Source organism: Streptomyces sp. NPDC005202, from assembly GCF_040608235.1.
Lineage (GTDB): Bacteria > Actinomycetota > Actinomycetes > Streptomycetales > Streptomycetaceae > Streptomyces.
Genome location: NZ_JBEXHW010000027.1, coordinates 85,883 through 97,851, shown reverse-complemented (window position 1 = coordinate 97,851; position 11,969 = coordinate 85,883). Strand labels below are relative to the sequence as shown.

The window sequence follows — 11,969 nt, the reverse complement described above, 5'->3', positions numbered from 1 at the left end:
CGGGCCGAAGACCGGCGGCAACTGCCGCCACGTGCAGCCCGAGGTGGCCACGAAGATGATCGCTGCGAGCACCTCACGGTCACCGTACCGGCGCCGCCCACCGCCCTGCGGCCGTGTCGGAGCGGGCGGCACCACCCGCTGGAACAACTCCCACAACCCGTCCGGGACCAGCCGCTCCACGATCGTCATGCCTCAAGATTACGATCCCAAATGAGACGACGTCTTAGGGTGCCTACGGCAGGGCAAGAGACGGACTTACTTCCCACGCCGTCCCTGCCTGCGGCACGGGCCATCCCTGGGAGAATCCGGGGAGTATGGGCGACCCTGGGGAGCGCGCGGGGAGAATCGACTGCGTAACCTGGCATGATCTGAAAGACGCTGAAAGACTCATCTGCGCAGGTCAGAGGCGGACATGCCCGCATCACCGCAGGTCAACGCCACCAGGTAGACGACTTCATGCCGGATATGCCCTGGAGGTGGGGCGGGGTGGTGAACATGCAGCGTGTCACCTCGCTGTTTACGCGGATCAGTCGGTCTGTAGACCCGCTCAGGTTCTGGCCTGGGGAGGATTTAAGAAGTTCGGGCCAGGACTCTCGTTCGCCTGACCAGCAGGCCGGCTACCGATCGCCCCGCGTCTTTTCGTGCCTGCCTCCGGCATGAAGTGGATGTAGTGGTCGACCCGCCGCTGGACGCGGGCCGTATGCCTTCGTCCGGCACGCGCTCTGCCGCAACTGTCAGGACAGCTGGTCGAGCAGTTCCTGACGGTGTGCGGTGGCCCACGAATCGAGATGGATGGGCTCTCGGCCGAGCAGGTCTTGGACCGTGCTGGTGGTGACCGCGGAGTAGTCCATCCGGCCCTCGTAGGTCTGTCGCGCCCAAATCAGCGTGCTGGCAGCGTACGCGGCGTCCATGTTGGCGGGCGCGGTGTTCAGCCCTGCATCGATCATGCGCTGCAGATCGTCCGGGGTCAGGACCAGCGCGGGGATCTCCCGCCCGAGGGCGGCGGAGAGGACCTCGGCCACCTCGGCGCCGTTGAGGAGATCGGCGGACAGGTAGTAATCCTCACCCGCATGCGTCTTGGGGCCTTCGGCCAGGACCTTGGCCACGACCGCCGCGATGTCGTCGTTGGCGATCCAGCCGACCTGCTTGTCGCCCATCGGCCACACCATCTGGCCGTCGCGCAGCCGGTTGATGCCCAGCAGATTCTCCATGAACACGTGCGGATGCACATTCGCCCAGGCCAGCTTGGAGCCTGCGATGTAGCGCTCCACCAGTTCGTGCCACGCGAAGTGCGGGTCGGTGGACCGCCCGTCGCTGAACACGCCCAGGTGCATCAGGAAGCCGACGCCGGCGTCCTCGGCGGCGTCCACCAGCGTCTTCGTCTGGTGGTTCATCGCCGATGTGTATCCGGTCATCAGGAATACCCGGTCGATGCCCTCCAGCGCGCCGGGGAAGGTGTCGGGGTCATCGAGATCGATGCGGACCGCTTCCTTCCCCTCCTTGTTCCACTGCTCGACGGTCGCGTTGCTGCGTGAAGCACGCACCGGAGCTGCTTGGCCGGGTGTCGCCTCCAGCGTCTTCACGACCGCCGCTCCAGTGCGGCCGGTGGCCCCGAGGACCAGCGCCCGCGGGGTGTCTGCGTTCCGCATCTGTCTCTCCTCGACCTCATGCGACAGCAATCACCGAGGCGGCTGTGAAGTGGTCCCGTGATGGCTTCGGTGTGGGCGGTCGGAAACTACATCGAAGGCGAATGCTCGCTGCTTCGGTCAGCGCTCCTCGGGGAACGTGTCACCGTAGATTGGTAGACCGCTTTCAATGAGTTCGCGCGAGATGTCTCGTTCTCGATGATGTCCCAGTGCTCCTTGAGCAGCCCATCCTCCATACGGACGAAGTCTGCGGCGATCCAGGGTGCCGGTTGAGCGTGTCCGGAGAACCGTCCGCGGACCATCACCATGTCGCCTTCCGCCATGATGCAGTCGACTTCGTGCCGCAGCTCGTCCGGCAGGATCTTGATCATTGAAAAGACCCTCGCGGCCCGGCTCGATGTGTGCACTGTGCTGGATGTAGTCCGGGGACCAGAACTTTTCGGCCGCTGCGTAGTCACGCTTGTTGAAGAGTGTGTCGAACGCCTCCCGGACGATCTCCTTGTTCCTTTCTTCCACGGTCTGTCCCATGAGAGTTCTCCCTACAGGTGGTGCTGCAATGCTTGTCTCCGGCGGATCCGATGAACAGCGACCGCCGTAACGATCGGCCCTGCCTTCGGCGCGGGCTGACGCCTCGCCAAGGCGCCTCCTGTGGCGCAACACGTGGCGACAGCCATATTGCGTTCCGGGGCGACCCATTGAAGTCGTGGGAGGAGTCAAATTCCCCGGTTTGACAAATTCCAGCCTCAGACTTGAGCCATGCCGCCGTCGACGCTCAGGTCCATGCCTGCACAGAAACTGCTTTCGTCGGCTGCGAGGAAGAGGGCCGCCGCCCCGACTTCCTCGGGGCGTTCCATTCGTCCGAGGGGGATGACCGATGCCAAGGACGCGAAGTCACTCGCCCACCAACTGGTAATTCTCTACGACGGCGCCGGCGTCAGCGCCTGGCTGGACCGCGACCCCAGCGCCGAAACAGCGGCCCGCACCGTAGCCGCCGCCCTGGTCGACGCCGCCGTCCCAGACTGAGACTGAACCACCCCACGGCGACCGCGATCGCCAACCCTCGATCCAGGCGACGGGCTTCGGAAGCTTCGAGGGGGCTCCGCGGGTTGCAGTCGGCCTCGTCCGCCGCTTGGGGCTCGGACCCGTACGGCGTCGGCGTCGTAGCCCCCCGCCACGGGGCTCTCCCTGGCCGTGCGCGGCGGTGTTACGGCGTCTCGGTGGTGATCCGACGGGCCTGGTCGCGGCCCACTTCGGCGGCCTCGCGGAGATACTCGGCGATGATCTCCAGTTGCTCGTCGGTGTAGCGATCGAGCACCGCGCCGAACGCCTTGCCCGGCGTCTCCCATACCTCCGCCATCCGTGCGGCCGCGTCGGGGGCGAGGGCGACGAGGGCCCGCCTGCGGTCGTTCGGGTCAGGCCGCCGCTCCACGAAGCCCACCTTCTCCAGGCGGTCGACCAGCCGGGACGCCGATCCGGACGCCAGACCGGTCAGCCGGGCGATCTCCCCGGTCGTCACCGGTCCGGGCTCGAGGTCGAGCAGTGCGATGCACTGCACGTCGGTGGGGTGCAGCCCGAGCCGGTCGGCCAGCGCCTGGTTGAACAGCGTGTAGGCGGCATAGTGCCGCCGGCTCTCCCCTACGACGCGCGCGAGCAACTCCGCCCGGTTTGACATCCGGTGCCTCCAAGCCGCAAATTACCTTCGCGACGAAGATACTTTGCCGCACAGAATCTGCAGCACGAAGTATCTGTGTTGCGTTTGCATTCTACCCTTCAGAAGGGGATACCCATGTTCTCGCTCGCTCGCGCCGCACCTACGGCCTCCGAGGGACAGCGGTGGGCGGTCTCGTCGCCGTCATCCTCACAGCCCCCGTGCTCGACCTCCTCGACGGCACCATCACCAACGTCGCCGCGCTTGCCATCCTGGCGGATCTGCACAGAGGTGAGCCCCTCATCCAGTGGCTGGGTGCCGGGTACGCCCCCGCGCTCGGTGTCCCCTTGGTCGTCGGCGGCCGCCTTGGTGACCGGTACGGACGGCGCCGCCTCTTCCTGACCGGTATCACCGGCTTCACGACGGCGTCCGCGGCTCTCCATGGTCGTCGCGCGGCTGGTGCAGGGGGCGTTCGGCGCGCTGTTGATCCCGCCGGGGTTCGGCATCCTCGGCGCGGTCGTCCCCCGCGAGCGGCTCGGCTCCGCTTTCAGCGTCTTCGCCCCTGCCCTCGGTCCGTCCGCCGTCGGCGGCCCGATCCTGGCGGCCTTCCTCATCGAGGCCGACCTGTACGGCCTCGGCCGGCGCCCGATGTTCCTGACCGACATCGTGCTCCTTTCCGGCAGGTCACCCGCCAGGAATGGAAGAAGGAGATGGCGGAGTACGTCCCGGCCGCCTTCGCCAACTCCCTACTGGACTGGTGGCTGTTCAACGACGGCTCCCCCGTCGATCTCACCCAGACCGTGCAGGAGCTGACCGGCCACCCCGCGCGCACCTTCGCAACCTGGGCGCAGGACCACGCCGACGACTTCCGGCTCTGACCGGAAGCCCCCCAACCCGCGCGAGCCGCCGGACGGCGGCCCGCGTCGCGCGCAGCTCGCCGTACTCCGCGTCGCTGAGGCTCTCCACGGGGCGATCGTGTCCGGGACGGAGAGCGGGTCGGCCAGCCGCGCACCTTGCAGGCGGCCCAGCACTACGTGGCAGAGTTCCATGCTTGGACACGGGGACCCGGTGATCGATGTCCAGGCCGCGGCGGGAGACACAGCGGGCGGAGAACGCGCATCCGCCTTACGGTCGTGTGATGGGCGACATCGAAGCCACAGCCGGCGGGTCAGAGCCCGAGCGCTGCCCGGACTGCGGCGAGCCGGTCACGTATGACATCACCGACACGACGGCCTCCGGGCCCGAGGGCCGCGAGAAACAGCGCGGGGCGGCTATCTGCACCAATGAGGAATGCGCCATGTACGGGCGATATGTGCACCCTGGCTAGCGCCCCTCCGTCTGCTCACAGCGGCGCTGCTGCTTTCCACGCAAGCCCTCCGGCCGCCGTCAAACAGCGGCGCTTGGACGCAGCCGGTGGGCCATGACGAGCCTTGCGGGTCGCTGGGCGAGCAGTCTCCGTCTAACTGTGACGGCCGGCCGCCGCGGCGTCCGGCCGCGGTTGTGCCGGTGACGCTGTTGGTCTGTCTTCTCCGGGATGGTGTGCGCGATACCTCGCCTGCGCAGGTGGGCCCGGAATTCGCGGGAGCTGTGGCCTTGTCCCCGATCACGTGGCCGGGACGGCAACGTGGCCGGCCAAGGCCGTTGCGAGGTACCCCGATCCGTTCGAGGAGCGGGCGTGCGCAGATGCTGTCATGGCGTTGGCCCGGCGTCACCAACACGGCGAGAGGACGGCCCTTGCCATCGCGGGCGAGATGGATTTTGGTGGTCAGGCCTCCTCGGGATCGGCCAACGGCGTGATCGTCCGGTTCGTCCTGCATTGATGACCTGCCGGTCCTCCACGCGAGGCCACCCTGTGGCGGCCCGCGGTATCAGCGGAGCAAGCAACTCCCACTCCTGATCGGTGAGTTCATGGCGACGTATCACCCAACCATGATCCACCACCCGATGATCTTTGAAGACGGACCCTGGGCCGCCCCGGTCTACCTTGAGCGCGGGCAGAAGCCTGACAGCCAAGCCACAGTGTCCCCTTGCCCGGTTCCGCGGGCGGACCCGGTCACAGCCAGGTCAGGAGGGCGTAGCCGGCAGCTGCGGCGGCGAGGCCGACCAGGAGGCTGCCGATGGCGTTGAGTCCGGCCTCGGCGAGGGAGCCGTCTTCGAGGAGGCGGACGGTTTCGAAGGTGAAGGTGCTGAAAGTGGTCAGGGCGCCGCACACGCCGGTGCCCAGCAGCAACAGGACGTTGGGGGGCAGGCCGTGGGTGGCTACGGCTGCGGCCAGAGAGCCGAGGATGAATGAGCCGGCGATGTTGACGGTGAAGGTGCCGAAGGGGAAGACGCTGTCGTGGCGGGCCTGGATAACCTTGTCGGTGAGGTAGCGCAGGGGCGCGCCGAGCATGCCCCCGAGGAAGACCAGGAGGAGGGGCATCAATTGATCTGCTCCTCGGTGACGGGGCCGAGTGCCTTGCTGCACTGGGCGACGACTTGGACCGGTTCCAGCGTGATCAGTGCGTCGGGGGCGGCCTCGCGGGCCTGAGGCAGGAACGCGTGGATGCGGTCCTCCTCGTCGATGATGACGACGGTCACGGGGAGGTCTTCGGCGAGGTCGAGCAGGCGGGTGGTGTGCACGATCGATGAGGTGCCGAAGCCTTCGAAGCCGCGGAAGACGCTGGCGCCGGAGAGCCCGGCGTGGTGGGCGCGGTGGACGATCTCGGTGTAAGCGGGCTTGTGGTGGTACTGGTCGGACTCGCCCAGGTGGACGGTCAACCGCAGGACCGGGGCGTTCAGGGGCGGGCGCGGCGGCCGCGGGGGAGGGTTCTCCTCGTGGTGGTGTCGGGGAAGGTGCGGGTTCATCGCTACTTCCTTATGGGACGGATCGCTTAGGCGGCGGGGTGGCCGGTCCGGCGGTCGGCGAGGAGGGTATTTGGCTACGGCGGCCGGGTCCGCGGCGCACCGACAGTCCGGCGGCCCGGCGAGCGGCCGCGATACCGAGCCACACCGCGACGAGCCCGGCGACAAGGCTGGTCAGGGCGTAGGCGTCGGCCTTGGACCAGTCGCCGAGGGAGAGCAGATGGCGCATCTCCACGGCGAAGGTGGAGAAGGTGGTGTAGCCGCCGAGGATGCCGACGCCCAGGAAGGGCCGGACGTAGCGATTGGGTGGCCACACCTCCAGGATGTAGACCATGAACAGTCCCAGGGCGAAGCTTCCGGAGATGTTGGTGATGAAGGTGGCCCAGGGGAATCCGCCGGCCGGGGTGGGCCAGGCGAGGGTCAGGCCGTAGCGGGCGATGCTGCCCAGTCCGCCGCCCAGGGCGATCACCGCCAGGACGTCCGCCTGGCGGGGACGCTCAGCCTTGGCCGGTGGCTGCTGGGGAGGGGCCTGCGTCTCGTCGCCGGCCTCGACGTCCGGGTCGACCGGCAGGACCTCCTCCGGCGGCGGTGCGTCGTCGCTGGGCCGGGCCTGGGGTTCGGCGCTGTCGGCGATGTCCGGGTCGACCGGCAGGACTTCCGCCGGCGGCGGTGCGTCGTCGCGGGGCCGGCCTAGGGGTTCTCCGCCGGACATCGCGCTGCTTCCTCACCGAGGTGGGCTAAGGGGTCCGACGGTGGTCCGCGCGCCGCCGTCGGCCGTCCTCGCGCTGTGCGTCGGACGCGAGGGTTGGCCGCTGGGCTGCAGCTGCTCCGGGTCGGCTGAGGCGCTGTCTGGGGCGGTCGGGGCATAATCTTCTCCTACCTGTGGGTGTGCCTGCGTTGCAGGTGCCAGGTAGGGACTGTTGTCGACCCAGGTACACGGTCGCGGTTTCGGCGAGCCCCACCGCCATCAATGTCAGCCTACGCCGCCGGCCCGGCGAATAGGAGGGGCGCACCTGGCAAGCGGCTGCGGCGGCCGTGGTGAGCATGCGGCCACGCGGTACAGACGTCCTCATCGCGATCAGTCCTCGCGGCCGGTTTCGGTGGGCGCGACGTCGACAGGCTCCAAAGTCGCCAGCATGCGCACGCCCATGCGGTCCAGGCGGGACGAGAAGTCCTGCAGGACGACCAGGTCGTCCACGAGCACGATCTCGACCGGCAGGTGCCGAACAGGCGCGAACGGCCTCTCCTGCCGCAAGGTGCCGCCATCTCCGAACCCGGCGACACAGCAGCGCACGCTCGCCCCGCGCAAGCGGCTCTCATGGGCATAAAGGACGATCTGCGTGGCCAGCGGCTCATGCCGCCACTGGAGCGCACCATCGAGGTAGATCGTCAGCCGACCGAATTGTGTCGGCGAGGCTACGGCTTCTCCTCAACCGACGGCCGGAGATTGCACACCGCCCAGAGGCAAGAGCGCCGGGCGACAGACATCCCCGCACACCCATCGGAGCACACCTGACACAGGCCAGCAAGGACCCCCGGGCGGAGGCCCTTGGCCGAGTGGTTCTCCACGGCACCCCGCAGTTCAGAGCACTTCCTTGGACGGAGTAATGGGCTCCCCCGACTTATGTACTGGAGGCAACACACTCCTGGTGAGCCGCCCCCCGCAATCTGTGGCGCTACGGTTCGGCCCATGAAAGACGCGCGCTGGTGGAGTGGGGGTTGCGTCCTGGGAAGTGGTGTACGGGCTGGACCTGATCCGGGGGTTTGCTCCGCTGGCGGCGCGCGCCGTTCCCGAGTGGCAGTGCACCCTGGACGCCCTCCAGGACCTCGACTGCGTCGGCGCAGGCGGACCAGTGGGATTCTGGGGCCTGTCGCTGGGCAGCGGGAACGGCGTGCCGTTGGCCGCCGCCGAGCCGCGCGTCACTGCCGCCGTCTTCGGCTGCGCGGGCCACGAAACCCTGGCCGAGGCGGCGGCACAGGTCACCATCCCGGTCGAGTTTCTGCTGCAGTGGGACCACGAGTTGGTGCCACGCGACTCCGGCCTCGCGCTCTTCAACGCCTTTGCTTCCCACGAGAAGACGCTGCATGCCAACCCGGGCCGCCACGCAGGCATACCCGCGTTCGAGCTGGAGAGCTCACAGCGCTTCTTCGCCCGTCACCTCCTCCGAGACCTCGACGCCCCGCAGGCGCACCGCTGACCTGCGTGGATCAAGTCGCCGTACCGCGACGGCACTTCTGTCCGCACACCGCTTGAAAGGATCTTTGCCATGCCTCCCTTCTCCGCGCATGACGGAACCAAGCTTGCGTACCACCTCTTCGGCGAGGGCCATCCCGTGGTCTGCCTGCCCGGGGGACCGACGGACTCCGAATACCTCGGCGACCTCGGTGGCCTTTCCGCGCACCGGCAGTTGATCGGGCTGGATCTTCGGGGCACCGGCCAGTCGGCGATCCCGGAGGACGCCGCCTCCTGCCGATGCGACCGACTCGTCGATGACGTGGAGGCCCTGCGCGAGCACCTCGGCCTGGACCGGATGGACCTGCTCGCGCATTGCGGGGGCGCGAATCTGGCCGCGCTGTAGGTGGGCCGTCATCCGGAAAGCGTCAGCAAGCTGGCGCTCATCACGCCGAGCGTCAGGGCCGTCGGCCTCACGATCGCAGGAGACCTCCGGCGCGAGACCGCGCAGCTCCGCCGGGACGAGCCGTGGTTCCCGGCGGCGTTCGCAGCCCTGGAGGCGATAGTGGCGGGCAAGGGCACCGAAGAGGGCTGGAAGGCCATCGCGCCGTTTTCCCATGGCCGTTGGGACGAGGTGGCTCAGGCCCATCAGGCTGCCGAGGATGAGCAGATGAACATGGAGGTCGTGGCGGCCTTCGGTGCCGAGGGCGCTTTCGACCCGGATACCACCCGCGCCGCCCTCGCCCAATTCGCACCGCCCGTGCTCCTGATGGCCGGGGAGGTCGACCTGGGTGCCCCTCCTCGCACGACGGCCGAGTTCGCGGGTCTGTTTCCGAACGCCGAGCTCGTCGTTCAGGCCGGAGCCGGACACTACCCGTGGCTCGACGACGCCGACCGGTTCGTGGCGACCGTCGTGGCATTCCTGGGGTAGGTGACCGCACCGTCGCCGTAACCCCAGCGGATGGAGATCTCCAGTAAGGGGGCAGTGCCTCGTCGCCCTCGTCATGCGGCCACTGAGACCGCTTCACCGGGCAGTCGCCCGGTCAGGATCGTGACCGCGCTTCGTTGAACGCGGTGACGAGCTCTGCCGTGGTGACGATGGCATGGGCGAAGGTGGGGCCGTTCAGCTCGTGTGCGGCGTGCATCATCTCGGGGAGAAAGGCCGCGGTGGCGTTGCGGACCAGTGTCACGTGGTAGCCGTTCGCCTACGTCTTCGACATGGGAGATGACTGGGCGCACCTGTGCACAGTGGGCGACAGGAGCCTCGATCCGCTGGAGGAACTCGGCGAGATGCCCGGCCGTCCGGTTCCGTACTGGGGCTGGGGAAGCCTTCCGGATCAGTACGGCCGCCGCTGGGATGGTGACGACGGCGAGTCGCCCATGCCCAAGCGGCCTGCCCGAGGGCTCAGCGACCTGCCTCCGATCCTTCCCTGGTGGGGCGAACGACGGCGAGGCTGAAGTTTTGGCAGGCACGTCCTTGGTAACGGCGCCACCGGCGCCGATGACGGCGTCCACTGAGGCGAGCGGTTCGGCCAGGACCGGCCTGGCGCTTTCCCCGTCCTCTGCACAGGCGGCCTGGTAACGGGCAGTCAGTCGCAGCGCACGCTGCCGCCGCGTTCATCGGCCCGACCGGCCCCAAGCGCGACACGCGGATCGCACTGGCGGCTCCCGCGGGCCCGATGGACGATCCTCACCTGGGGCTGGGGGCCCGGTTCCGGGAGGCTTCCGAGAAGGCGACCGGCGTCGGCCACCCCGGCGTCTGAGCGGCGCACTCGTCACCGGCGCGGTCACCGGCCCCGTGGTCGCGCCGGGCAGCGTTCCGATCAGCGACACCGCGACGACACACCACACCGGAGGCTGCGGGGCGCGGCATCGGACCGCTGATCACCCCGCGGGCCTCCTCGACGGCGTAGGCGCGCGGCATGGCGATGATCTCGGCGACCGGCTGGCGGGCGATCTTCAACCGGTGTCCCGCCGCACGGGCCTGCTTGTCGGTGAGACCCACCGTGGCCAGCGGTGGAGTGACGAACAGGGTGTGCAGCACGGCGACCCGGTTCGCGCCGGTGCGCCGGCCCTCGCCGGGGAGGTGGCCGAGGACGATGCGGCTGTCGTCGACGAGAGGTGCGTCGGGCAGGACCCTGTCGCGCCCGCGGCGGGATGCGTGTCGGCCCGCCTCTGCCTCCGTGGTCCGTACGTTGCGGTGTGCCGTCTGTCGATTGCATGTGCGGCCGACGAGGATGGCACACCCAACGTCAAATTCCCTGTCTCAGGCGGGACTTCGGCGCCTCACCCTTGCCTGTGTGTCATGTTCCCGCCATGCTTACCAAGGAATCTACTCGCATAGATTCCCCCCAGGCTCCACCCGCTCCACCCGCTCCACCTGACAGCGCGACCAATACTCGCTCCCAGGAGGATCGATCCAGTGAGACCTCGTCATCCCCGTCGGCGCGGCGCCGTCGCCGCCGTCGCGGCATCCCTGCTTGCCCTGTCCGCCGGCCAGGCACTGAGCGCCCCACCGGCGGCAGCGGCCCCGCACGCCGCCGCTCCCACGTCCGCGGTCTCCGCGGCGCAGGACCAGGCCGCCCGTGCGATAGCCCGCTCCCTCTCCGACGCCGACTGGCGCACCCGTGTCCAAAAGGCCGCCCTCGCCTCCGACGAGGTGGCCGTCACCGCGCTGGCCGGCCAGGCCGGCGGCACCCTGAAGTCCACCCTGGTCGCGGCCGATCACCGGATCGCCACGGCCAAGGGCCTGGACACCGGCGTCGGTTCGCTGCTCCGGCTGCGGCTCGGGGACCGTGCCATGCGCGGCGCACTGGCTGCCGGTCTCGCACCTTGGGTCGCCGCGGCCGCCACCGACGACGACGCCACGACTGTCGTCGCCTACGACAGCGGGGGCCGGGTTCACACGCTCGACCCCCGCCACGCGCCCGCCCGCCCGGTGTACGTCGTCGACATCGACGGCTCCAAGGCGCTCGCCGCCGGCCTGGGCGTGCTGCACGAAGAACTCAACCGCTACGGCTTGGCCTCCGCCGCACCGGCCCCGCAGCGGGAGGCCACCGCCCCTCCGCAGGCCCGGGCGGCCACCGCGGGCTTCTGGACCACCCGTATCACCGCGGTGGAACTCTCGGACGACGAGGAGCCCTGGGCCAAGGGCGACGCCGAGATCTACACGCTCGTCACGGGCTTCGGCCAGGACGGCAAGGTGCGTGTCGACCCCGTCGACATGCCGTACCTCGACAACGACGGCACCGTCTACCGGCCCGGACAGATCCTGGTCAACTGGTCGTACTACAAGTACGACCTGGCCGACGCCGTGATGATGGAGGAGGACGGCAGCACCAACTACCGCGATCTCGCCAAGGCCATCGCCACCGCCCTGCTCACCATCACCGACCAGGGGACCTACATCCCCCTGGTGAACGCGGTCCTGGACGCCATGCCCAACGACTGGTGGACGGACGACCCGGACTACGTCGACTCCTGGTACACGCTGGCCCGCAGCGACAGCGGCACCCGCTACGGCGCCCGCGGCAACGGCTGGATGACCGTGGAGCCGTACTTCGTGCAGGAGTTCTGAGGCACGCGCCGGAATCCCAGGCCCGCGGCAGCGGTACGGGCCGGCGGAAGATTCCACCGGCCCGTTCGCGCCCGGCCGCCC

General features: G+C 68.9%; 17 protein-coding genes and 2 pseudogenes. 6 read left to right on the top strand and 13 right to left on the bottom strand.

The window, feature by feature from the left end; translation table 11 throughout:
- From ABZV31_RS29245 to ABZV31_RS29230, 4 genes are all read right to left on the bottom strand, one after another.
- Positions 1 to 189: transposase (locus tag ABZV31_RS29245; RefSeq protein ID WP_355899669.1), on the bottom strand; the 189-nt coding region annotated here is incomplete at its 3' end.
- Between the two features lie 545 nt (positions 190 to 734).
- Entirely contained in the window at positions 735 to 1,649 is a 915-nt protein-coding gene (locus ABZV31_RS29240) for an NmrA family NAD(P)-binding protein (protein ID WP_355899668.1), read from the bottom strand.
- A gap of 86 nt (positions 1,650 to 1,735) precedes the next feature.
- The gene (locus tag ABZV31_RS29235; RefSeq protein ID WP_355899666.1) at positions 1,736 to 2,017 is read right to left on the bottom strand and encodes a hypothetical protein; all 282 of its coding nucleotides are present in this window, start codon (positions 2,015 to 2,017) and stop codon (positions 1,736 to 1,738) included.
- Between the two features lie 372 nt (positions 2,018 to 2,389).
- Positions 2,390 to 2,500: an SDR family oxidoreductase gene (locus ABZV31_RS29230; RefSeq protein WP_355899665.1), complete on the bottom strand. Its 111-nt coding sequence runs from the start codon at positions 2,498 to 2,500 to the stop codon at positions 2,390 to 2,392.
- 13 nt (positions 2,501 to 2,513) lie between these two features.
- Between ABZV31_RS29230 and ABZV31_RS29225 the strand changes: the two genes are divergently transcribed.
- Positions 2,514 to 2,669, top strand: a complete 156-nt coding sequence (locus ABZV31_RS29225; protein ID WP_355899663.1) for a hypothetical protein — start codon at positions 2,514 to 2,516, stop codon at positions 2,667 to 2,669.
- A 181-nt stretch (positions 2,670 to 2,850) separates the two neighbouring features.
- On the opposite strand, the gene ABZV31_RS29220 is transcribed toward ABZV31_RS29225, so the two are convergent.
- Together ABZV31_RS29220 and ABZV31_RS29215 are read right to left on the bottom strand one after the other, a co-directional pair.
- On the bottom strand, positions 2,851 to 3,318 hold the full coding sequence (locus tag ABZV31_RS29220; protein WP_355899661.1) for a MarR family transcriptional regulator: 468 nt from the start codon (positions 3,316 to 3,318) through the stop codon (positions 2,851 to 2,853).
- Between the two features lie 98 nt (positions 3,319 to 3,416).
- Positions 3,417 to 3,959: a hypothetical protein gene (locus tag ABZV31_RS29215; protein ID WP_355899659.1), complete on the bottom strand. Its 543-nt coding sequence runs from the start codon at positions 3,957 to 3,959 to the stop codon at positions 3,417 to 3,419.
- 45 nt (positions 3,960 to 4,004) lie between these two features.
- Between ABZV31_RS29215 and ABZV31_RS29210 the strand changes: the two genes are divergently transcribed.
- Positions 4,005 to 4,172, top strand: coding sequence for a hypothetical protein (locus tag ABZV31_RS29210; protein ID WP_355899658.1), 168 nt, complete (start codon positions 4,005 to 4,007; stop codon positions 4,170 to 4,172).
- A 260-nt stretch (positions 4,173 to 4,432) separates the two neighbouring features.
- Positions 4,433 to 4,621, top strand: coding sequence for a hypothetical protein (locus ABZV31_RS29205; protein ID WP_355899656.1), 189 nt, complete (start codon positions 4,433 to 4,435; stop codon positions 4,619 to 4,621).
- Between the two features lie 164 nt (positions 4,622 to 4,785).
- On the opposite strand, the pseudogene ABZV31_RS29200 reads toward ABZV31_RS29205, so the two are convergent.
- The 5 genes and pseudogenes from ABZV31_RS29200 to ABZV31_RS29180 form a co-directional block, all read right to left on the bottom strand.
- Positions 4,786 to 5,093, bottom strand: a pseudogene (locus ABZV31_RS29200) (transposase); the annotation flags it as partial.
- Positions 5,094 to 5,347: 254 nt separating this feature from the next.
- A complete protein-coding gene (crcB, locus tag ABZV31_RS29195; protein ID WP_355899654.1) occupies positions 5,348 to 5,716 on the bottom strand; it encodes a fluoride efflux transporter CrcB in 369 nt (122 codons plus the stop codon).
- Positions 5,716 to 6,141 carry a DUF190 domain-containing protein gene (locus ABZV31_RS29190; protein ID WP_355899652.1) on the bottom strand — a complete coding sequence of 142 codons (426 nt, stop codon included), beginning with the start codon at positions 6,139 to 6,141 and terminating at the stop codon, positions 5,716 to 5,718. Before ABZV31_RS29190 ends, crcB (ABZV31_RS29195) begins: the two co-directional genes overlap by 1 nt.
- Before the next feature lie 10 nt (positions 6,142 to 6,151).
- Complete coding sequence (gene crcB, locus ABZV31_RS29185; RefSeq protein WP_355899650.1) at positions 6,152 to 6,850, bottom strand: fluoride efflux transporter CrcB; 699 nt, start codon at positions 6,848 to 6,850, stop codon at positions 6,152 to 6,154.
- A 366-nt stretch (positions 6,851 to 7,216) separates the two neighbouring features.
- Entirely contained in the window at positions 7,217 to 7,525 is a 309-nt protein-coding gene (locus ABZV31_RS29180; RefSeq protein ID WP_355899682.1) for a DUF190 domain-containing protein, read from the bottom strand.
- A gap of 325 nt (positions 7,526 to 7,850) precedes the next feature.
- Between ABZV31_RS29180 and ABZV31_RS29175 the strand changes: the two genes are divergently transcribed.
- A complete protein-coding gene (locus ABZV31_RS29175; protein WP_355899648.1) occupies positions 7,851 to 8,336 on the top strand; it encodes a hypothetical protein in 486 nt (161 codons plus the stop codon).
- A gap of 69 nt (positions 8,337 to 8,405) precedes the next feature.
- Positions 8,406 to 9,242 (top strand): annotated as a pseudogene (locus ABZV31_RS29170) (alpha/beta hydrolase).
- Positions 9,243 to 9,354: 112 nt separating this feature from the next.
- Here ABZV31_RS29170 and ABZV31_RS29165 read toward each other — a convergent pair.
- Both ABZV31_RS29165 and ABZV31_RS29160 read right to left on the bottom strand, forming a co-directional pair.
- On the bottom strand, positions 9,355 to 9,501 hold the full coding sequence (locus ABZV31_RS29165; protein ID WP_355899646.1) for a hypothetical protein: 147 nt from the start codon (positions 9,499 to 9,501) through the stop codon (positions 9,355 to 9,357).
- 500 nt (positions 9,502 to 10,001) lie between these two features.
- Positions 10,002 to 10,355, bottom strand: coding sequence for a hypothetical protein (locus ABZV31_RS29160; protein ID WP_355899644.1), 354 nt, complete (start codon positions 10,353 to 10,355; stop codon positions 10,002 to 10,004).
- Between the two features lie 378 nt (positions 10,356 to 10,733).
- Between ABZV31_RS29160 and ABZV31_RS29155 the strand changes: the two genes are divergently transcribed.
- Positions 10,734 to 11,888, top strand: a complete 1,155-nt coding sequence (locus tag ABZV31_RS29155) for a DUF3103 family protein (protein ID WP_355899642.1) — start codon at positions 10,734 to 10,736, stop codon at positions 11,886 to 11,888.
- Positions 11,889 to 11,969 lie beyond the last annotated feature (81 nt).

Coding starts and splice junctions, on each gene's coding strand:
- ABZV31_RS29240 (WP_355899668.1), bottom strand. CDS start 1,649: ATGCGGAACGCAGACACCCCGCGGGCGCTGGTCCTCGGGGCCACCGGC.
- ABZV31_RS29235 (WP_355899666.1), bottom strand. CDS start 2,017: ATGATCAAGATCCTGCCGGACGAGCTGCGGCACGAAGTCGACTGCATC.
- ABZV31_RS29230 (WP_355899665.1), bottom strand. CDS start 2,500: ATGGAACGCCCCGAGGAAGTCGGGGCGGCGGCCCTCTTCCTCGCAGCC.
- ABZV31_RS29225 (WP_355899663.1), top strand. CDS start 2,514: ATGACCGATGCCAAGGACGCGAAGTCACTCGCCCACCAACTGGTAATT.
- ABZV31_RS29220 (WP_355899661.1), bottom strand. CDS start 3,318: ATGTCAAACCGGGCGGAGTTGCTCGCGCGCGTCGTAGGGGAGAGCCGG.
- ABZV31_RS29215 (WP_355899659.1), bottom strand. CDS start 3,959: ATGTCGGTCAGGAACATCGGGCGCCGGCCGAGGCCGTACAGGTCGGCC.
- ABZV31_RS29210 (WP_355899658.1), top strand. CDS start 4,005: ATGGCGGAGTACGTCCCGGCCGCCTTCGCCAACTCCCTACTGGACTGG.
- ABZV31_RS29205 (WP_355899656.1), top strand. CDS start 4,433: ATGGGCGACATCGAAGCCACAGCCGGCGGGTCAGAGCCCGAGCGCTGC.
- crcB (WP_355899654.1), bottom strand. CDS start 5,716: ATGCCCCTCCTCCTGGTCTTCCTCGGGGGCATGCTCGGCGCGCCCCTG.
- ABZV31_RS29190 (WP_355899652.1), bottom strand. CDS start 6,141: ATGAACCCGCACCTTCCCCGACACCACCACGAGGAGAACCCTCCCCCG.
- crcB (WP_355899650.1), bottom strand. CDS start 6,850: ATGTCCGGCGGAGAACCCCTAGGCCGGCCCCGCGACGACGCACCGCCG.